Below are 20030 nucleotides of genomic sequence, written 5' to 3'. Positions count from 1 at the left end.
GGGCTGGAAGACTCCCGGTTGTTCGTGTTTCGCAGACCGTGCCACCGCGGTCATGACGACCGGAGGCGCACGTGCCTGCTGACGTCCCGTACCGGGATGCATCGCTCCCCGTCGACCAGCGTGTCGACGATCTTCTGGGCCGGATGTCCCTGCCCGAGAAGGTGGGGCAGATGCTCCAGCTGGACGCCCGGGGTGATGTGAAGGAGATCGTCAGCGAGAAGCTGGCGGGCTCGATCCTGCACACCTCCCCGGCGAAAATGCTCGAGGCGATCGATCTGGTCGCCAAGACCCGGCTGCAGATTCCGCTGCTCACCGCGGAGGACTGCATCCACGGCCACTCGTTCTGGCCGGGCGCGACGATCTTCCCGACCCAGCTCGGGATGGCCGCCAGCTGGGACGCGGAGCTGCTCGAGCGGGTCGCCCGGGTCACCGCCGTCGAGGTGGCGGCCACGGGCATTCACTGGACCTTCTCCCCCGTCCTGTGCATCACCCGCGACCTGCGCTGGGGCCGGGTCGACGAGACGTTCGGCGAGGACCCGTTCCTGATCGGCGAACTGGGCTCGGCGATGATCCGGGGCTATCAGGGCGGCGGCCTCGGCGACCCGACCGCGATCCTGGCCACGGCCAAACACTTCGCGGGCTACTCCGAGACACAGGGCGGCCGCGACGCCAGCGAGGCCGACATCAGCCCGCGCAAGCTGCGCTCGTGGTTCCTGCCGCCGTTCGAGCGCGTCGCCAAGGAGGGCTGCCGGGTCTTCATGCTCGGCTACCAGTCGATGGACGGCGTGCCCATCACGGCCAACAAGTGGCTGCTCAACGACGTGCTCAAGGGCGAGTGGGGCTTCACCGGCACGCTCGTCACCGACTGGGACAACGTCGGGCGCATGGTCTGGGAACAGAGGGTGTGCGCCGACTACGCGGAGGCCGCCGCGGTCGCCGTGAAAGCCGGGAACGACCTGGTCATGGTCACTCCGGGCTTCTTCGAGGGCGCGCAGGAGGCGGTCGAGCGCGGGCTGCTGGCCGAGGAGGAGATCGACGACGCCGTCCGGCGGATCCTGCGTCTCAAGTTCGAGCTGGGCCTGTTCGAGAACCCCCGCGCGCCCTCGCCCGAGCTGATCGGCACGGTGATCGGCTCTGCCGAGCACGCCGAGCTCAACCTCGAGGTGGCCCGGCGTTCGCTGGTGCTGCTGAAGAACGACGGCGTGCTGCCCGTCGACCCGTCGGCCAAGTTCCGCCGGATCGCGGTCCTCGGCCCCAACGCCGACGACGTGTCGGCGCAGCTGGGCGACTGGGCCGGCGACTCCGGTCAGGTCGACTGGCTGCCCGACGGCCACCCGCGCGAACTGACCGAGACGGTGCTCGACGGCTTCAAGACGGTCGCCCCGGCCAACTGGGTGATCGAATACGCGCGCGGCGCCGAGATCGAGCGCCTGGTGGCCGACCCCGAGGGTGACACGTACCCCGACGGGCAGCCCCGGCCCCCGATCTCGCAGGGCGCCCCGATCGACCACCACATGATCGACGTGGCCCGCGACAAGGCGCTGCGCTCCGACTACGCGGTCGTGGTGGTGGGCGACACGGTCAACCTGACCGGCGAGCACAAGTCGACCGCGACGCTGGAACTGCTGGGCGGCCAGATCGCCCTGCTCGACGCGATCGCGGCCACCAAGACCCCGATGATCGTCGTGCTGGTCAACTCGAAGCCGACCGTGCTCCCGCCCTCGGCCCTCAACGCGGCCGCGATCATCCAGGCCTTCAACCCCGGCATGCGCGGCGGCCGGGCCATCGCCGAACTGGTGCTGGGCCTGATCGAACCGAGCGGCCGCCTGCCCCTGTCGGTCGCCAGGCACGTCGGACAGCAGCCGGTCTACTACAACACGATCCGCGGGCAGCACGGCAGCCGCTACGCCGACCTCACGCAGGACCCGCTGTTCGCGTTCGGCGAGGGACTGTCCTACACCACCATCTCGTACGGGGACCTGACCGTCACCACCCCGGCGGTCGGCGCGTCGGACACCGTGCGCGCGACGGTCACCCTGACCAACAGCGGCACCCGCCCCGCCCTGGAGACCGTGCAGGTCTACATCAGCGACCTGGTCACATCGGTCACCTGGGCGGGCCGCGAGCTGAAGGCGTACCGGCAGGTCCCGGTGCCCCCGCAGTCGCAGGTCACGGTCGACCTCGAACTGCCCGCGGCGGCCTGCTCCCTGGTCACCGCGGACGGCCGCCGCGTCGTCGAGGCCGGCGACTTCGAACTGCTGGTCGGCCCCAGCTCCCGCGAACGCGACCTGCTCCGGGCCACGTTCACGATCAGCTGACCTGGTGGGCGGCGGCCAGCGGACCGAGGGCAAAACCGAGCTTCCGGTACGTGGCCACCGCCGCCACATTGTCGTAATCGGCGAACAGAGCCACCCGCTCCCGGCCGCGCAGCAACTCCCTGACGACGAACGAGCACAGCGTCGCCGCCCGGCCCCTCCCCCGATGGCCGGGCCGGGTGGTGACGCCCGCCAGGAAACCCGTACGCGGGCTCGACCAGGCGTCAGCCGCTATCGCCACGAGGCGCCCGCCCTCGTCCCGCAGACCGGCCCACCGGGCCACCCCGGCCGCGCCGACCTGGGCGTAGGACGCCGGAAACGCCTCCGCCAGCAACGCGGCCGCCTCGCCCAGCTCACCCTCCCGGAGCCAGCGCGGCTCCCCCGCTTCGTTCGGCTCGCCCGGCGGCGTGCTCGTCTCCATCCACGCGAACCGGCCCGCCACCGACAAACCGGGCACGCGCTCGGCTACCGCCACCACGAGCTCCTCGGCACCCAGCGGCCGGAACGACGGCCCCACCTCCGGCAGCACCTTCCCCAGCAACGCCGCCACCGCACCCGGCTCACCGTGAACCACCAGCCGATCCCGGCGCGACAACCCCGGCGCGGCCACCACCGCAGCGCCCGGAACAGCCCAGATCGAGGCCCCCGGCCGCTCGGCGGCCCACATCGTCAACGGGTCGGCCCCGGTCACATCGGCAAGCTCGGCAGTTGTGGGCACCGGCCCATCCTGCCCCGCCCACCTTCCGCACCGCTGCCGCGTACCCCACCAGTCGAGCCTTCGCCACAGGTGGCGGCGTCCCAGCCGACCGGCCGTCGCTGCGGAGCGTCCGCCGGGTCGGGCAGGCCGCCGCCAGTGGTGCCCCCTGACCACGCGGCAGCGAAACGTGGGGAACGCTGACTCGGACAACGGTGAATCCGGGTCACCCGCAATTCCGGAAGCGGCCCTCTACCGCTCGTCGCTTCAATCCCGCTTTGACGATCGGCAGGACACTGCCTGGCCGGGCAGACCGTCGCTACGGGAGCTGCCCGTCCGAGTGGATCAGGCCCTGCCGACCCTGCGGGAGTGTTGTTTTTTGCAGGGCGTGGTGGCGCAGGGCTTGTTGGACGTGGGAGAACATGTCGCGGGCTATGTAGCGCTTGAGGCAGCGTTTGATGTCGCGTGGGCTCAGGCCTTGGGTGGTTCTGCGTTCGATGTAGGCGCGGGTGGCTGCGTGGTGCTGGTTTCCGAGCGCAACCGTTGTGGGCTGTCTGCGGCGGTGATCAGTAGTTGCGCGGCGCTGACCGGACCGACTCCGGGCTGATCGACCATGCATGGAGCGAGTGAACCGGGTGGCACACCGCCGGGCAGGGGTGGACACTTCTAGCCAAGCTCCTGTTACGTCACATTCCCTGCCTGGTTATGGCCTCGGCGACGGCCGACAGCTCAGCCGGAAGGCAGCCGTACGGACGCCTGGGGAACACGGGTCAGACCATCACCGAAGATCCACCAGTTCTACCGCGGACGCCATGTGGACAACGAGTCAAGGCCCGCCGAGGCCCATCCAGCATCTCAACGTGGACGGCCCGGAATTGTGGACAAGTCCGGGGCCGGCCGCCGAAGGGCCTACCGTGTGCGGGCAAGCGACGGGTTGTTGACACGGGCTGGCATCGTTTCGCGGGTGAGGATCATGCGGGGGCGGTGGGTGCGGCGGGGGCTGACGGCCGGGGCGCTCGTGGTGGCGCTCGGGGTGCTGGCCTCGGCGGGCGGCGAGTTGTGGACCCGGGGCTCGGCGCGGGGTCACGTCTACAGCGAGGCCGGCGTGCCCGCGGCACCGGTCGCGATCGTGCTGGGCGCCCAGGTCTACGACGACGGGTCGCCCTCGCCGTTCCTGGCGGCGCGGCTCGACATCGCCAAGCGGCTGCTCGATGCGGGCAAGGTGCGGGCCATTCTGGTGTCGGGCGACCACTCGCGCTGGGAGTACGACGAGCCTGGTTCCTCGGAGGTCTACCTGGTGGCCCGGGGTGTGCCCGCTTCGCGGATCGCCCTGGACTATGCGGGTTTCGACACGTACGACTCGTGTGCGCGGGCCAAGCGCATCTTCGGGGTGGGTGAGGCGATCGTCGTCACGCAGACCTACCACATCGACCGCGCGGTGGCGCTCTGCCGCACGCTGGGCATCGAGGCCACCGGGGTGGGCGACGACTCGGTGCGCGTCTACTCGGAGCCGTGGCGCAACTCGGTCGTACGGGAGCGGGGTGCGGTGCTCAAAGCCGTGGCCGACGTCGTCACCCGGCGCGACCCGGTCTTCCTGGGCCGTCAGGAGACGACGGTCCAGGAGGCGCTGGCCGGCTGAGAAGCGAGGCCGGCAAGCGACGGCCGGAAAGGTCAGTCCCACCCACCGAGGTAGCCGGCCAGGCCGGGGTCGGCGCCGAGCGGGGCCGCCAACGCCGAGGACACAGCGCGCGTCTCGAAGAGCTCCTTCCCCCACACCGTGCGGCGGGCCCGGGCCCGCGCGGAGTCGATGCGCACGGGGCCGAGCAGAACGGTCCCGAGGGTGCCGACACCGACCGAGTCCACCGCCTCGCGCAGTTCCTTGGCAGCACGGTCGACCCGCACCGCCTGCGGCACGTCGACGAGGACCCGCGCCGCGGGCTCCGCACCACCGCTGGTCACCCGCTGGTCCGCGACGAACAGTGCGGCGAACTCCGGCGGCACGCTCACCACCGCCGAGGGCAGCACCGCGAGCAGCGAGTCGACGCAGACGAACGCCGCCGCCGGGGAGGGCGCCGAGCCGAGCCGGATCGCGACGTCCACGCCGGCGCTGCGCAGCCCGTGCCCGCGGGAACCGGCGACCGGGATGCGGTCGGTCAGCAGCAGCGTCTCGTCGTCCTTGCGGGCCCGCCGGGCCGGGTCGTCGAGGTCGCGCCCCGCCCAGTCGGGCCCGTCGTGCCAGGCCACCGCGTCGGGCACGTGGGCCAGCACGGCACCGCCGAGCCAGGCCCGGTACGCCCACTCCCAGTCCTCGCCGCCGTACACGGTGAAGGTCTCGTCGAACCCGCCGACCCGCTCGAAGAACCAGCGCGAGCAGCCGAGCGCGGCGCTGATCACGTACCGGTAGGACCGGTCGTCGGCGTCGAGCAGGTCGTGGGAGAGCCGGTAGCCGTCGCGCAGCCACTGCGGCTCGGGCAGTTCGCCCGCGGGGCCGGCCTCCTCGACGGGGGCGTCGACGGGCAGCCCGGCCAGGTCGGCGTGCCGGCGCCGGCCCACGACGACCGCCTCGGGGGCGAGGGCCGGCAGCCGGGCCATCCGCGTGAGGTAGCCGGGTTCGGGCACGGTGTCGGCGTCGAGGAAGCAGAGCACGTCCCCGGTCGCGGCGGACGCGCCGAGGTTGCGGGCCGCCGCCGCGCGGAAACCCTCGTCGGCCTGGCGCAGCAGCCGCACCCCGGCCGGGACCCGGGGCGGTTCGGGGGACCCGTCGTCGACCACGACGACTTCCGTACGGTCCGCCGGATGGGTCTGCCGCCGCAGGGCCGCGAGCGTCCGGTCGAGCTCGGCCTGCTGCTGGTAGTGCACGACGACGACCGACACGGTGGGCGGCCGTTCGGGTTCGATGCCGTCGAGCAGGTCCCAGCGGTTGCCGGGCACGGATCGGCCGTTCACCATGTGACGTCTCCTGTCCACCAGCGGAGGTAGGCGGCGGCGGTGTCGTCGAGGTGCGGCCGGGTGACCGCGTCCTCCGCCAGCCAGGTCGGGCCGGGGTCGGCCAGGGCGGCGGCGAGCTCGCCGGCGGGGACCAGGTGGACGGTTCCCGGCCGCAGCGACGCCATCTCGCGGGTGTAGCGGCTCTCTACGACGAGCGGGCGGCGACCGGCGGCGATCCAGGTGGCGAGGGAGCCGGAGGCCGAGAAGTGCCGGTGGGCCACGACGGGCACGGTGACCGCGCGGCAGCGGGCGATCAGGTCGTCCTCGGGCACGTATCCGGTCACTTCGACCGTGACTCCCCGCGCCTCGGCCCGTTCGGTGAAGGCCCGCAGGTCGGCTTCGTGACCGGCGGACGGGCCGCCGAGGACGGTGAAGCGTGTCCCCGCGGCCATCGCGTCGACCACTTCCGCGTGGCCTTTGCCCGGATAGAAGAAGCCGAGGACGGCGACATCGCGGTGATCGTTGGCAGGGACGACCCCGGCGGGCGCCGGTGTGACGGGCAGGGGCACCACACCGAGCGCCCGGGGCACGATGCCCACCTCGGCCAGGTGCGCCGCCTCGTGCCGGCTGTTGACGACCACTCCGCGTGCGACGGCGGCCACGCGGGCGTAGCAGTCGGTGCGGCGCGGCAGGTTGCGCGGCCCGTCGGAGGCCTGCGGCACGTCGTGCAGGGTGACGGTCAGCGCCGTACGGGCGGCGATGCGTTCCACGAGGGCGGCCGCCTCTTCCGGCGAGCCGGCCCAGAGCCGGTCGGTGAAGTGCAGATGCGCGCGTTCCGGCGGGTGCTCCCCGAGGAGGGTGCCGGACGCGACGGTGAGGCGTCGGCCGGTTGCCGCCTCCGCCGCCGTGGCGAGGTCGCGGGCCGCGACGGTGACTCCGTGCCGGGCATCGGGGGTGACGGCCAGCGCCGGCAGCTGTCCGCTCACGCGACACCCACCAGGCGCAACGCGTCCGCGTGCCGGGCCAGACCGGCCTGCACCGCGTCGGGGTGCCGCGCATACCAGTCCAGGTGGGCCTCCCGTACGGCCTCGGTCTCGACGGTCTGCCCGCCCACGACCCAGTGCGGCCGTACGGGGTCGTCGAGTTCCCAGGCCTCGATCACCACGGATTCGCGCGGCGCGTGCACGGAGTCGAGCAGCGGCCGCCCCGGGTCGACGGCGTGCCCGGGCAGGCCGAGGGCCGAGCGGACGCGTGCGGCCAGCGCCGCCCAGATCGGGTTGCCGGGGTGGTTGAGGGTGCGCATCTGGTTGAACAACGGCGCCGCGAACAGGTCGGACACGACCACCGTGCCGTGTCCGGCCTCCCGGGCCCGCAGCTGGTGCAGCGATTCCTCGGCGATCGCCCGGACGGCCGGCACGTCGAGCGCCGCGCGCAGCCGCAGCCCGGCCGCCTCGGCCAGCACGCGCAGGTCGTGGTAGGCGACGACGGGCGGGGTCAGGCCGGGGTCGGAGGGTGGCCGGACGATGGCGTGGGCCGGGTAGAGGCCGGCGAACCGGATCACCGGCACCCGCAGCGTGCGGGCGTCCCGGTCGAGTCCCGCGGCCAGTTCGGCCGACCCGAGCGGCAGGCCGCGGTAGCCGTCGCGGATGGGCTGCGTGATCAGCACTCGCGTACGGGCCAGCCAGCGCGCGAGGTGCGGCAGGTCGGCCGGGCCGAGCTCGTGCACCGGCGGCACCCGTACGGTGCGCAGTTCGCCGTCGTCGAGCATGAGGCGCAGCGACTCGGCCTGGCAGTTGCCGATGACGAGGAGCACGGGGCCGTCACCGGCCGGTTCCTCTATGCCGTAGAAAGCCCCGAAATGCCTGGTCCGCGGATCGGGTGACGATGGTGCCATGGGCCTGCTATACCCGCGGGGCGGCCCGGCACCAGCATCTGCCACGTCTTAGTGATCTTGTCGTCGAACAGCATTATTTTCCGTACGGCAAGGGAATAGGCGAGCCGACCCTCTCGACACGGCTCCCGGTCTCGCGTTGGTCGTATCTGCCCGACCGACCTGCGAGGACGCCCGATGACGCTCACCGCTCCAGCCGTATCCGCGATCCAGGTCGCTTCCGTGCCGGCCGGTCACCCGTACGTGCGGAACGTGCTCTCCGGAACCGGTATAGGCGTGTTGCCCGATCCGACGCCGCCGGGCGCGCGGGACGGCCGCTGGTGGCCGCCGGTGATGTGCGACGCCGCGTGGGTCGCCGCCCACGCGGACCGCTTCGACGTCATGCACGTGCACTTCGGGACCGAGTCGTACCCCACCAGCCACCTCCGCTCGCTCGTCCACGCGCTGCGCGCCGCCGGTCGCCCGCTCGTCTACACGCTGCACGACCTGGAGAACCCGCAGCTGACCGACCAGGCCCCGCATCGCGAGCACCTCGACGTCCTCGTGCCGGCCGCCGACGAGCTGGTCACGCTGACGCCGGGCGCGGCCGCCGCCATCGAGCGGCGCTGGGGCCGCACGGCCGAAGTCATCCCGCACCCGCACGTGCTGCCGCTCGACGCGCAGGCCCCGGCGGGGACCGGTTCCGACCCGTACGTGCTGGGCGTGCACCTGCGCGACATCCGCCCCGGCACCGACGCCGTCCGTACGGTCGCGACCCTGCTCGATGCCGTCGACCGGCTGCGCGCCCGGGGCGTCGTGGCGATCGGCCGGGTGCACGTGAACGAACGCGTCCGCGACGAGGCCGCCCGCGACCAGGTCGGCGCACTGATCGCCCGGCATCGCGACACCACCGAGCTGCGCCGGACCGAACGGCTCGGCGACGACGCTCTGGCCCGCTCCATCGCCGACCTCGACGTCGCGATCCTGCCCTACCGCGCGGGCACCCACTCGGGTTGGGCCGAGCTCTGCTGGGATCTCGGCGTGCCCGTAGCCGGCCCGCCCGTCGGGTTCGCGAGCGAACAGCATCCGGACGACTTCGCGCTCTTCGACGCGGGTGACGGCGCCGCGCTGGCCGAGGCCGTACGGCGGCTCCTGACCGGAACGCCCCGTCCGGGTTCGGCCGCGCGCGCGGTGCGTCAGGCCGACCGGCGCCGGCAGCGCGTGGCCGCGGCGGCCGCGATCACCGCCGCCCACACCGCCCTCTACGAGCGGGCCCTGAGCCGTACGGGGAAGGTCGCGTGAGCCGCCGCCGACGCACCATCGCCGTGATCGCGCCGCTGCGGCACCCCATCCGGGAACCGCACGCCGGCGGGCTGGAGGCGATGGTGTGGGACCGGGTGCGGATGCTGCGCGCCCGCGGGCATCGCGTCCTGCTCTGCGCCGTGGAGGGTTCGCAGTTCCTCGAGGACGGCCCGGCCGAGTTCCGGCTGCCCGCCGTCGTCTGGCCCGACGAGCGCGACGCCACCGACTCCACGTTCCCGCCGGGGCATCTCGAACGGGCGCTCCCGGCCCTGGAGGCGGCGCTCGACTTCATCCGCCGCCATCGGGACACCATCGACCTGGTCGACAACCACAGCCTGCACCCGCAGCCCCTGACCTGGGCCGGTCGGCTCGGCGTGCCCGTGGTGACCACCCTGCACACCCCGCCGCTGCCCCGGCTGGTGGCGGCGGCCCGCTCGGCCCAGCATCACGGCAAGCTGCTCGCCGTCAGCGCGCACACGGCCGCCGAGTGGCGTGAGCACGGCGTGGAGGCGCGGGTCATGCCCAACGCCGTCGACGCCGACCGCTGGCGTCTCGGCCCGGGCGGACGCGACCTGGTGTGGTTCGGGCGGATCGTGCCGGAGAAGGGTGTGCACGTCGCCGTGCAGGCGGCCCGGCTGACCGGCCGGAGGCTGCGCATCGCGGGCCGGGTGGGCGACGTCGCGTACTTCCAGGAGCACATCCGCCCGTTCCTCGGCCGCGGCGTGGACTACCTCGGGCCGCTGGGCCAGCCCGAACTGGCGGACCTCGTCGGCAGCAGCGCCTGCGCCCTGGTCACGCCGCTCTGGCCGGAGCCGTTCGGGCTCGTCATCGCCGAGGCGCTGGCCACGGGCACCCCGGTTGCCGCGTTCGACACCGGGGGCGTCGGCGAGGTCGCGGGCACCGCCCCGGCGGTCCGGCTCGTGCCCATGGGCGACGCCGAGGCCCTGGCCCGGGCGGCCGGACAACTCGCGAGCGGGTGTCACCGCGACCGCCGGCGGACCAGGGCCGAGGCGCTGGCCCGTTTCTCCCTCGACCGCCGGGCGGCCGAGCTGGAAACCATCTTCGACCAGGCAGGAGCCGACGCATGGGTCTGACCGGCTGGTACATCCACCACCACGGCGCGGGGCACCTGACCCGGTTCCGCGCGGTCCGGCCGCACCTGCCGGGCGAGGTCGTCGTGTTCAGCTCGCTGCCGCGGCCCGGCACGCTCCCGGCCGGGACGACCTGGGTGCGCCTCGACCGCGACGACGACGGCGACCCGGCCGGCGCGGATCCGACAGTGGGCGGGCTGCTGCACTGGGCGCCGCTCGGGCACGCCGGGCACGCGCGCCGGTTCGCGGCCATCACGGGCGCCCTGGCCGAGCGGCGCTTCGACCGGTTCGTGGTGGACGTCTCCGTCGAGGTGGCTCTGCTCGTACGGCTCCTGGGGGTCGCAACCGTCGTGGTCACCCAGCCCGGCGACCGCAGCGACACCCCGCACCGGCTCGCCTACGCGTCGGCGAGCCGGGTGCTGGCGCCCTGGCCCGCGGGCGTGCACGGTCTCCCCGCGCAGCCGGCCCTGGTCGAGGTGGGCGGCATCTCCCGCTTCGACGGCCGTACGCGGGAGGTCGGCGCGACTCCCGGCACGGTGCTGGTGCTGGGCGGGGGCGTGACCGAACGCGACCTCGCCGCCGCCGCCGCGGCCACCCCCGACGCCCGCTGGCAGCTGGCCGGCAGCTCGGCGCGGACCTGGATCGAGGACCCCTGGGACGCGTTGCAGAGCGCCGAGGTCGTCGTGGCCGCCGCCGGGCAGAACAGCGTGGCCGACATCGCCGCGGCGGGCGCCCGTGCCGTTGTCGTGCCGCAGCCCCGCCCGTTCGACGAGCAGGTCGCCACCGGCCGCATCCTGACCGGCCGCGGCCTCGCCGTGGTGCGCCCGGCCTGGCCCGGCCCCGACGAGTGGCCCGCGCTGCTCGACCAGGCCCGCAGCCTGCGGCCCGACTGGTCGCAGTGGGGTGTCACCGGTGCCGCGCGCCGGGCCGCCGAGGCGATCGCGCAGGTGGGCGCATGACCGCCGTCATCACGCTCTGTTCCACGGCCCGGCTCGACCACGTGCGCCGGCAGCAGCGGCTGCTGGCCGCCGAGCCCGTACGGCGGATCGTGGTCTGGCTCGACGCCGACCCGCCCCCGGCCTTCGGAGGCGCCGAGGTGCTGCACGTCCCGCCCGGCCCGTACGGCATGCGGCTCGCGGCCGGCCGCAACCGCGGGGCCCTCGCCGCCGGCGACGCCGACCTGCTCGTCTTCCTCGACGCCGACTGCCTGCCCGGCCCCGGCCTGTTCGCCCGCTACCGGGCGGCGGCCGACGCCCACCCGGACGCCCTGCTGTGCGGACCGGTCACCTATCTGCCGGAGGGGGTGCGGCCGGAGCACGCGGACGCGCTGCCCGCGCTGACCGCACCGCACGCGGCCCGGCCGTCCCCGCCCGACGGGGAGAACGTGGTGGCCGGCCCGGACGACTACCGGCTGTTCTGGTCGCTCTCGTTCGCCGTCACCGCGAAGACCTGGAGCGTGCTCGGCGGCTTCGACGAGGCCTACGAGGGCTACGGCGGCGAGGACACCGACCTGGCCTGGACCGCGCGGCAGGCCGGCGTGCCGCTGGTCTGGACCGGGGGCGCCCACGCTTATCACCAGTACCACCCGACCTCGTCCCCGCCGTGGCAGCACCTCGACGACATCCTGCGCAACGGTCGCCGCTTCGCCGGCCGGTGGGGCTTCTGGCCGATGCAGGGCTGGCTCGACGCGTTCGCCGAGGCCGGTGTCATCGAGCACACACCGACCGGTTGGCAGCGGTCGTGACATGCTGGGCGTCGTGACGTCGCGACCACTGCGCAAGCTCGGGTTCCTGACCATCGGCCTGTTCGACGGCGACGACCCGCGGCCCGGTCACGAGTCCACGCTCGAGGTGATCAAGCTGGGCGAGGAGCTGGGTTTCGACAGTGCCTGGCTGCGTCACCGCCACCTTCAGTACGGCATCTCGTCGCCGATCGCCGTGCTGGCCGCGGCCTCGCAGCGCACGTCGCGCATCGAGCTGGGCACGGCCGTGATCCCGCTCGGCTGGGAGAATCCGCTGCGCCTGGCCGAGGATCTGGCCACCGTCGACGTCCTCTCGGGCGGTCGCATCAACCCCGGCGTCAGCGTCGGCCCGCCGATGAACTGGGACAGCGTCAAGGAGCCGTTGTATCCGGACACCGCCGACGCCGAGGACTTCAGCTATCGGCGGGTCGAGCGGCTGCTCAGTTTCGTCCGGGGCGAGCAGGTCACCGATCTCAGCGGCGCCCAGGGTGTGGTCGAGGTGTTCTCGAGCCGGGTCGAGCCGCACTCGCCGGGTCTGGGCGCCCGCATGTGGTACGGCGGGGCCAGCTTGCGCTCGGCGCAATGGGCCGGCGAGCACGGCATGAACTTCCTGACCAGCAGCGTGGTCAAGGCCGAAGAGGCGGAGGACTTCGCCGAGATCCAGCTGTCGCACGTGCGGACGTTCCGTAAGCACCACCCGGCGGGTGAGCAGGCCCGGGTCTCCCAGGGCCTGGTCGTCATCCCCACCGATTCGGCGTCCGCCGGGCAGAAAGCCAAATATTCCGCGTACGTCGAGAAGCGCACCCCCCGTACCAGGGAACCGCAGGGCCCGGCCCGGATGCTCTTCTCGCCCGACCTGCTCGGGTCCTCCGCCGAGATCGCCGACCGCCTGCAGGCGCACGCGGCCTATCGCGAGATCGACGAGGTGGCGTTCGCGCTGCCGTTCAGCTTCGAGCACGCCGACTACGTGCAGATCCTCACCGACATCGCCACCCATCTGGGGCCCGCGCTGGGGTGGCGGCCCGCTACCTGAGGGCGGGCACGGTCACCGGCTGCCCCTCGACGAGGCTCGTGACCGGGATCCGCGCCGACGGGCCGCTGCCCATCAGCACCAGGGTGGTGGCGCCGGGGTTGGCGGCGGCGATCCGCTCGAGCCCGGCCACGTCGCCCGCGGCCACGGTGACCTTGCCGTCCTTGCGCTGCGCCTCGACCTCGCCGAGCGGGCCGCTGAGCACGATGCACAGCTTCCGGTCGCCCTCCTCGGCGTAGTAGGTGTCGGCGTCGCACATCCGGAACAGCCCGGGGTCCCTCTGCGTCTCCCCCGTGAGCTCGTCGTCCTGGGCGTACACCTCGACCGTGTGGCTGCCCGGCAGTTTGAGCGGGTCGGCCCACACCGCGGTGCCCACCCCCGCCCCGGCCACCGCCGCCGTCAGGATTGCCGCCGTCCAGACCAACTTCCGTCGCTTCGTCATGGGTAAGAACCTATGAATCGGCGCGCGCCCGAACCTGAGTAGCGGCACTCAACCCCACCCCGGTGGTGGGCCTAGCACCACCCGGGCCGGGATGCTGGCCGTAGCGACTTCGCGGCCGTCCGGCAATAGCGTTTTCTTCCATGACGACGACGCTGACCACCAAGAACACCGCCATTTCCCTGTACGGCGTGAGCCGGGTCTACGGCCGTGGCGCCGCGGCCGTCCACGCGGTCGACAACGTGACACTCGAGTTCCCGCGGGGCGGCTGGACGGCGGTGATGGGCCCGTCCGGCTCGGGCAAGTCCACCCTGCTGCATTGCGCGGCCGGGTTGGAGAAGGTGGACTCCGGGCGGGTGCTGCTGGGCGACACCGACCTCACCGCGGCCGGCGACACCGAGCTGACCGCGCTGCGCCGCACCCGGATCGGGTTCGTGTTCCAGAGCTTCAACCTGATCGGCGCGCTCACCGCCGAGCAGAACGTGGCGCTCCCCCTGCGGCTGGCCGGGCAGCGTCCGCGCCGATCCGAGGTGCGCGCCACCCTCGACGCGGTGGGCCTGGCCGACCGGGCCCGGCACCGGCCGCGCGAGCTCTCCGGCGGGCAGCAGCAGCGGGTGGCGATCGCGCGGGCCATGGTGACCCGGCCCGAGGTGCTCTTCGCCGACGAGCCCACCGGCGCCCTCGACTCCACCGCCGCCCGGACGGTACTGGACCTGTTGCGGGCCATGGCCGACGCGGGGCAGAGCATCGTGATGGTCACGCACGACCCGGGCGCCGCGGCCCGCGCCGACTCGGTGGTCTTCCTGCGCGACGGCCGGGTGGTCGACATGCTCGCCGGGGCCACCGCCCACCAGGTCGCCGACCGCCTCGCGGCATGGGAGCGCTGAGATGCTGGGGATGAGCCGGGCCGGCTTGGCCCAGCGCTGGACGCTGTTCGTCGGCGCGCTGCTGTCGGTCGCCCTCGGGGTGGCGCTGGTGCAGTCGTCGTTGCTGCTGCTGATCTCGGCGGCCACCTACGACCCGCCGCCCGGCCTGAGCGAGGCCCAGCGGATGCAGATCTCCGACGGCACGACGGCCGCGGTGGCGATGCTGGGCGTGGTGCTCGGCGGAGCGGTCTTCCTGGCCGGCTTCGTGATCAGCTCGACCTTCGCGTTCACCGTCGACCAGCGCCGCCGCGACCTGGCCCTGCTGCGCCTGGTCGGGGGCAGCCGCGGCCAGGTCCGCCGGCTGCTGCTGGGTGAGGCGCTGCTGCTCGGCCTGGCCGGGGCGAGCCTCGGCATCCCGGCCGGTCTGCAGGTGATGGCCCTGCAGGCGTGGCTGATGCGGCGGTTCGCGTTCGTGCCCGAGGGCTTCACCGGTCAGTGGCGCATGTGGATCCTGGGCGTCTCGTTCGGCACGGGGGTGCTGCTCGCGGTGGCCGGGGTGCTGGTGGCCGCGCGGCGGGCGGCCCGGGTGCGGCCGCTCGAGGCGCTGCGCGAGACCGGCGCGGCGGCCCGCGTGATGACCGCCGGGCGCTGGATCGCGGGCCTGCTGTTCTTCGGGGGCGCGCTGGCGCTGATCATTGTGGCCCCGCACGGCGGCCCGGCCGGTGGCGTGGCGATGGCGATGAACGTCGCGATGCCGGCCTCGGTGGCCGTGGTCGCGTTCGCGCCGCTGCTGGTGCCCGTGATCGCCCGGGTGATGCCGTTCGGGGGCGGGGTGCTGGGCTCGCTGGCCCGGGCCAACGTGCGCGACGCGCGCCGCCGCTCGGCCTCGGTCGCGGCCCCGCTGATCGTGCTGGTCGCGCTGGTGGTGGGCAACACCGCGGCCGGGGCGTCGTTCACGGCCGCGGGCGTCGACGAACTGAAGCGGACCACCCACGCCGACTTCGTGGTGGAGGGCCGCGGCCCGCTCGGCTCAGTGCCCGGCGTGGCCACGGCGTCGACCGAGCTGTCCCTGCCCGGCGAGCTGACGTACGGCCAGGGTGAGGACGAGGAGTCGGAGGGCGTCTCGGTGCTGGTGGTCGACCCGGCGGCGTATGCGGCGGTCCACGGCACCCCGGTGACGCTCGGCGGGCGGGCCGTGGTGGCCGGGCCGGGTGGTGACGTGCCCGCAAGCGGGACGGTGCGGCTGCGCCTGCCCGGCGGTGACCTGGGCGAACTGCCGGTGACGGGTGCGGTGCCGACCACCATGAGCGGCGGGGCCAACCTGCTGCTGCCGCCCGGTCTGGTGCCCGCGCTGCAGCTGGCCGAGGCGTCCGCGTTGTCGTTCGTGGCGCTCGAGCCGGGCGCCGACCGCGCCGCCGTGCGGGCCGCGCTGGCCCGCACGGGACCGGTGTCCGACCTGGACGACTGGCTGCGGGCCGACGCCGCCGGCCGCGACGACACCAACCGCAAGGTCATGCTGATCGTGCTCGGCCTGGGCGGGCTGTACGCGCTGATCGGCGTGATCAACTCGATCGTGATCGGCGCGGCCACCCGGCGGCGCGAGTTCGCCGAGGCGCGGGTGACCGGCCTGACCCGCGGGCAGGTGGTCCGGGCGGCGCTGCTGGAGGCGTACGCGGTCACCGGCGCCGGCCTGGTGCTGGGAGCCCTCGCGGCGGGCGGCGCCCTCATCGCCGTGCTGGCCACCACGTCGGCCGTGACCGGCACGGCGACCCTCACCCTGCCCTGGCCCCTGGTGGGCGGCGTCGCGCTGGTGGCCCTGACCGTCACCGGCCTGACCAGCCTGATCACGTCGTGGTCGGCCACCCGCCAGGCCCCCGTGACGCTGCTGGCCGCCCGCGAGTGAGCAGCTAGGACGGCATGCGGACCACGTCGGCGATGACGGCGTCGTCCTCGGTCAGGCGGACGGCGGCCGGGCTGTCGTAAACGATGAGCAGGCGGCCGTCGCCGTAGTTGCTCAGGCCCTCGGCGTGGTCGTCGCCCTCGCCGAACGTCAGCTCGAGCACCCGGCTGATCAGGTCGCCCCGCACGATCGTCGGCTGCTCGGAGCGGCAGGCGCCGTGCCAGCGGTAGACGCGCACCGGCCCGTCCAGGTCCATCGTCGGGCCGGCCAGGATCAGCAGGTCGTCGCCGTCGGGGCAGAGGTCACGCACGCCCAGGCCGTCCAGCCGCAGCACGTGCTTGCGATAGGTGAAGCCGTCGGGGAACTCGTGCAGACGCAACCGGTCGGGCTCGTGGGGGTCGATGTAGGGGCGCAGTTCGAGCACGAACGCCCAGCCCCGCAGCACCGGCCCGCGCAGGCCCAGATAAACCCGGTCGCCGCTGACCGCGATGCCCTCGATGTCGAGCCCGTTGTCCTTGCCGGGGATGGGCAGGAACGGCGCCAGGTGGTCGTCCTTGCGCAGCAGGTGCCGCAGGTCGTCCTTACCGCCCAGGGCCGCCGCGTAGTGCTTCTCGCCGTCGATGTCGATTTCCCGTACGGGCGTGGGCAGCCCGTCGACGTCGGCGATCGGGAGCCGTACGAGAATCTGGCGGTTCTCCTGGCCCTCGATGCGGGCCAGCCGGCGCAGCGCCTTCTCACCCACGTGCCGGTCCTTGATCTGCTTGCGCCGCAGGCTGTGCGAGCCGATCGCCCACAGGAAGTGGCCGGTGCGGGCCAGCCCCTCGACGTCAGCCTCCTCCTCGATGTCGGTGCCGGGCAGGCTGATGAAGTCCCCGAGGCGGTACGTGGTCTCGGCCCCGAACTCGGTGGGGGCCTCCGGGTTGTCGGCGACCAGCCGCTCCACCGTCGCGGTCTCGTCGCCCGCGATCCACAGCACGGGCCCGTCGAGCCGTACGGCGGAAAGGTTGGTATGGGTTGCCGCGGCGCGCGACTTGTCCCCGAAGCGCAGCCGGACCGTGTGATCGAGCGTCATGGTCCGATCGTGTCATCGCAAGACCACTCAGGGACTCAGCTGGACGGCTTGGGTGCCGCGACCGGGCTGCGGTGTCCCTCGGTGTCCACCGCCCGTACGCCGAAGAACACGTTGTCCTTCGACAGGTCGATCGTCACCGTCGTCACCTTTCCGACGGCTCGCGAGTGCTCCCAGTCGGAAGCGGTCGTCTCGCGCCACACCACTTCGTAGCCTGCCAGGTCCGGCTCGGTGCCCAGCTCCCAGCGCAGGGTCGTCTCGTTGGTCAGCTGCGTCGTGTCGATGACCACGCCCCGCGGCGTGCCGGGCGCCTGCGCCAGCGACCACAGCACCGCCGCGTTGATCCGGGCCACCCGCGCGATGTAGCCGAAGTCGCAGAACTCGATCAGGTCGCCGTACTGGACGCCGTTCTCCACCCGTACGTCCTGGTGCTCGTGGGCGAAGTTCTCGCGCGGCTCGGTGAACCGGGCCGCCGGATAGCCCCGGAGCAGGAACGAGATGTGGTCGCTGCCCCGCAGGTAACGGTCCCGGCGCCAGATCACCCGCACGTCGGTGCCCTCCGGTTCGACGTCCTTGACGAACCGGCCCAGCTGCCGCGACGGCCCGTCGTTCTCGCCGCCCACGCTCTTGCGGACGGTCGCCTCGGCCGCCGTCTCCGAAGTGGGCACGCCCTCGACGAAGAGCCGCACGGTCCGGTTGGCGGGCCGGGTGCCGTCGTGCGCGTCGCCCGTGCCCACGATGTCGTTGCTGAACATGGCCTGGACGTCGGTGTTGCGGTCACGGTAGACCTGCGCCATGTGGTCGGAGCCGTAAAGCCCCTGCTCCTCACCGGCCACCGCGGCGAAGACGATAGTGGCCTCGGGCCGCCGGGTCGCCAGCACGCGGGCCAGCTCCATCGCCACGGCCACCCCGGAGGCGTCGTCGTCGGCGCCCGGGGCGTCCTTGACCGCGTCCATCACGTCGGTCACCCGCGAGTCGTAGTGCCCCGTCACGACGTACGTCCGGTCGGGGGTGACACTGCCCCGCAGGGTCGCGATCACGTTGGTGATGGTGGTCGGCACGGGCACCCGCGGCGACACCGGCTGCACGAACGACTGCAGCTCCACGGTCATCCGGCCCCCGGAGGTCGCGGCACAACGCTGCAGCTCGGCAAAAATCCAGTCCCGAGCAGCCCCGATCCCCCGTACGGGATCATCTTGGCTGGACAGCGTGTGCCGGGTGCCGAACGACACTAGCTTGCGCACGATCGCCTCGATCCGCGCGGGGTCGATCTCCCGCAGGATCGCGCGCAACTCCCGGCTCGGAGCGGCCCCACCGGCCCGGGCCTCCCCCGCCACCAGCGGCGCGGCCGCCGCAGCCGCGCTGACCGACAAGAACGCACGCCGACTCGACTTGGCCATGCCCCTCACTCTGTCCCACCAGATGGGCAGATGTCTACAGTCATCGATCTCTGCGGCCGGTATAGCGTGTCAGTCGGCAACGCTGAGACGACCGGAACCCTGGGGGGCGTGTGGAACGCGGCGAGGTGTGGTGGGCGCAGATCGACGAGAAGCGGCCCGTCGTGTTGCTCTCGGGCGGGGCGGGGCCGGAGTTCGCGGCCATCCAGATCGTCGAACCGGCCACCCCGGCGCAGAAGCTGGGGTTCGTCCTGATGACCGGGGAACAGGCGGTCGACGTCGGCGAGCGTCGCCGGATCCTCGCGACGGCCGGCCCGGACACGCGGGCCATCGGCATCGAGGTGTTCTTCGGGGCCGACGAGGGCCTGGCGCACAGCGGCGTGGTCCGGCTGGCGCTGCCCCAGGACGGCACAATCTTCTGCACCTGGGACACGACCGTCGACGCGGAGTCGCTGCTGGAGCGAGCCGGCCGCCTGTCCCCGGCCAAACTGCACGAGCTGGACGTCGCCTTGGCGCTCGCCGGTCGCGAGTGACCTCCCGCCTCGCATCACCTGACCGGCCGACGCGCCCACCGGCACCAACGGCCCCGGAACCCACCGCCGGAGCCACCCAGCGTGCCCGCAGGGCTAGCCTCGTGCCGTGATGAACGTGGGAAGTGTCCTGGTCAGTGGGGCCTCGCGCGGCCTCGGCGCGCACCTCTGCCGGCGCCTCGCCGCGGACGGGTGGCCGGTCGCGGTCAACTACCGTTCCGACGCGGACGGGGCGGCCCGCGTGGTAGCCGGCATCGTGGCCGCGGGTGGGACGGCGGCCGCCTTCCGGGCCGACGTGACCGACGAGCAGGAGGTGCGGCGGCTCGCGGCCGAGGTGAAGGAGACCCTGGCCCCCGTACGGGTGGTGGTCGCCAACGCCACCGGCCCGCAACCGGAGGCACGGGCCGAGGACGTGACGTGGCAGGACCACCTCGACCAGCTCACGTTCTTTGTGAAAAGCCCGACTTTGCTGCTGCAGGCCACGCTCCCGCACATGCGGCGCCTGGGTGGCGGCCGCTTCATCCACATCGGCTCCGAGATGACGGAACGGGCGCTGCCCGGTTTCTCGGCCTACAACGCCGCCAAGGGCGCCCAGCTCATCCTGGCCCGCACGTGGGCGCGCGAACTCGGCGGCGACAACGTGACGGTCAACGTGGTCGCCCCGGGCTGGATCCCGGTCGAACGCCACGGCCCCCTCACCGACGACGACACCCGCGACTACGTCGCCGGCATCCCGCTGGGCCGCATCGGCACCCCGCAGGACATCGCCGACGTGGTGGCTTTCCTGGCCTCCGACGCCTCCCGCTTCATCACGGGCGAACGCATCACCGTCAACGGCGGCTACACCTCCGGCTAGCC

General features: G+C 73.3%; 19 protein-coding genes. 12 read left to right on the top strand and 7 right to left on the bottom strand.

What is annotated here, in order from left to right; translation table 11 throughout:
- The first annotated feature begins 71 nt into the window (after window positions 1-71).
- On the top strand, window positions 72-2318 hold the full coding sequence (locus BKA14_RS42640; RefSeq protein ID WP_184956388.1) for an exo-beta-d-1,3/1,6-glucosidase: 2247 nt from the start codon (window positions 72-74) through the stop codon (window positions 2316-2318).
- On the opposite strand, the gene BKA14_RS45460 is transcribed toward BKA14_RS42640, so the two are convergent.
- Complete coding sequence (locus BKA14_RS45460; RefSeq protein ID WP_275412378.1) at window positions 2311-3033, bottom strand: GNAT family N-acetyltransferase; 723 nt, start codon at window positions 3031-3033, stop codon at window positions 2311-2313. The two genes, BKA14_RS42640 and BKA14_RS45460, sit on opposite strands and share 8 nt — an antisense overlap.
- A gap of 316 nt (window positions 3034-3349) precedes the next feature.
- Here BKA14_RS45460 and BKA14_RS42630 point away from each other — a divergent pair, with 316 nt between their 5' ends.
- A complete protein-coding gene (locus BKA14_RS42630; RefSeq protein ID WP_184956387.1) occupies window positions 3350-3616 on the top strand; it encodes a hypothetical protein in 267 nt (88 codons plus the stop codon).
- A 366-nt stretch (window positions 3617-3982) separates the two neighbouring features.
- Window positions 3983-4648, top strand: a complete 666-nt coding sequence (locus tag BKA14_RS42625; RefSeq protein ID WP_184957282.1) for a SanA/YdcF family protein — start codon at window positions 3983-3985, stop codon at window positions 4646-4648.
- Window positions 4649-4680: 32 nt separating this feature from the next.
- Here BKA14_RS42625 and BKA14_RS42620 read toward each other — a convergent pair whose 3' ends face one another.
- Genes BKA14_RS42620 through BKA14_RS42610 form a run of 3 tightly spaced genes read right to left on the bottom strand, consistent with a single transcriptional unit; the run spans window position 4681 to window position 7831 of the window.
- Window positions 4681-5958 carry a glycosyltransferase family 2 protein gene (locus BKA14_RS42620; protein WP_221477441.1) on the bottom strand — a complete coding sequence of 426 codons (1278 nt, stop codon included), beginning with the start codon at window positions 5956-5958 and terminating at the stop codon, window positions 4681-4683.
- A complete protein-coding gene (locus BKA14_RS42615) occupies window positions 5952-6923 on the bottom strand; it encodes a glycosyltransferase family protein (RefSeq protein ID WP_184956386.1) in 972 nt (323 codons plus the stop codon). Before BKA14_RS42615 ends, BKA14_RS42620 begins: the two co-directional genes overlap by 7 nt.
- Window positions 6920-7831, bottom strand: coding sequence for a WcbI family polysaccharide biosynthesis putative acetyltransferase (locus BKA14_RS42610; protein WP_184956385.1), 912 nt, complete (start codon window positions 7829-7831; stop codon window positions 6920-6922). Before BKA14_RS42610 ends, BKA14_RS42615 begins: the two co-directional genes overlap by 4 nt.
- A gap of 174 nt (window positions 7832-8005) precedes the next feature.
- Here BKA14_RS42610 and BKA14_RS42605 point away from each other — a divergent pair, with 174 nt between their 5' ends.
- The 5 genes from BKA14_RS42605 to BKA14_RS42585 are packed head-to-tail and all read left to right on the top strand — an operon-like array spanning window position 8006 to window position 12974.
- A complete protein-coding gene (locus BKA14_RS42605; RefSeq protein WP_184956384.1) occupies window positions 8006-9109 on the top strand; it encodes a glycosyltransferase in 1104 nt (367 codons plus the stop codon).
- Window positions 9106-10203, top strand: coding sequence for a glycosyltransferase (locus BKA14_RS42600; protein ID WP_184956383.1), 1098 nt, complete (start codon window positions 9106-9108; stop codon window positions 10201-10203). The genes BKA14_RS42605 and BKA14_RS42600 overlap by 4 nt, the downstream gene beginning before the upstream one ends.
- A complete protein-coding gene (locus BKA14_RS42595) occupies window positions 10194-11159 on the top strand; it encodes a glycosyltransferase (RefSeq protein ID WP_184956382.1) in 966 nt (321 codons plus the stop codon). Before BKA14_RS42600 ends, BKA14_RS42595 begins: the two co-directional genes overlap by 10 nt.
- Window positions 11156-11944, top strand: coding sequence for a glycosyltransferase family 2 protein (locus BKA14_RS42590; protein WP_184956381.1), 789 nt, complete (start codon window positions 11156-11158; stop codon window positions 11942-11944). Before BKA14_RS42595 ends, BKA14_RS42590 begins: the two co-directional genes overlap by 4 nt.
- Before the next feature lie 13 nt (window positions 11945-11957).
- Window positions 11958-12974 carry an LLM class flavin-dependent oxidoreductase gene (locus tag BKA14_RS42585; RefSeq protein ID WP_239092624.1) on the top strand — a complete coding sequence of 339 codons (1017 nt, stop codon included), beginning with the start codon at window positions 11958-11960 and terminating at the stop codon, window positions 12972-12974.
- On the opposite strand, the gene BKA14_RS42580 is transcribed toward BKA14_RS42585, so the two are convergent.
- Window positions 12967-13413: a hypothetical protein gene (locus BKA14_RS42580; protein WP_184956379.1), complete on the bottom strand. Its 447-nt coding sequence runs from the start codon at window positions 13411-13413 to the stop codon at window positions 12967-12969. The genes BKA14_RS42585 and BKA14_RS42580 overlap by 8 nt on opposite strands.
- 140 nt (window positions 13414-13553) lie before the next feature.
- On the opposite strand from BKA14_RS42580, the gene BKA14_RS42575 reads away from it, so the two are divergent.
- A complete protein-coding gene (locus BKA14_RS42575) occupies window positions 13554-14297 on the top strand; it encodes an ABC transporter ATP-binding protein (protein WP_184956378.1) in 744 nt (247 codons plus the stop codon).
- Between the two features lie 10 nt (window positions 14298-14307).
- Window positions 14308-16179 carry an FtsX-like permease family protein gene (locus tag BKA14_RS42570; RefSeq protein WP_260416702.1) on the top strand — a complete coding sequence of 624 codons (1872 nt, stop codon included), beginning with the start codon at window positions 14308-14310 and terminating at the stop codon, window positions 16177-16179.
- Window positions 16180-16183: 4 nt separating this feature from the next.
- On the opposite strand, the gene BKA14_RS42565 is transcribed toward BKA14_RS42570, so the two are convergent.
- Together BKA14_RS42565 and BKA14_RS42560 are read right to left on the bottom strand one after the other, a co-directional pair.
- Complete coding sequence (locus BKA14_RS42565; protein ID WP_184956376.1) at window positions 16184-17248, bottom strand: DUF3616 domain-containing protein; 1065 nt, start codon at window positions 17246-17248, stop codon at window positions 16184-16186.
- A gap of 35 nt (window positions 17249-17283) precedes the next feature.
- Window positions 17284-18645, bottom strand: a complete 1362-nt coding sequence (locus BKA14_RS42560; protein ID WP_184956375.1) for a M20/M25/M40 family metallo-hydrolase — start codon at window positions 18643-18645, stop codon at window positions 17284-17286.
- Window positions 18646-18755: 110 nt separating this feature from the next.
- On the opposite strand from BKA14_RS42560, the gene BKA14_RS42555 reads away from it, so the two are divergent.
- Window positions 18756-19175, top strand: a complete 420-nt coding sequence (locus BKA14_RS42555) for a hypothetical protein (protein WP_184956374.1) — start codon at window positions 18756-18758, stop codon at window positions 19173-19175.
- Window positions 19176-19284: 109 nt separating this feature from the next.
- Complete coding sequence (locus tag BKA14_RS42550; RefSeq protein ID WP_184957280.1) at window positions 19285-20028, top strand: SDR family oxidoreductase; 744 nt, start codon at window positions 19285-19287, stop codon at window positions 20026-20028.
- The last annotated feature ends 2 nt before the right edge of the window (window positions 20029-20030 follow it).

It is taken from the genome of Paractinoplanes abujensis (genome assembly GCF_014204895.1).
In the GTDB taxonomy this organism is placed as follows: domain Bacteria; phylum Actinomycetota; class Actinomycetes; order Mycobacteriales; family Micromonosporaceae; genus Actinoplanes; species Actinoplanes abujensis.
This window is presented reverse-complemented; position numbering and strand designations above follow the sequence as displayed.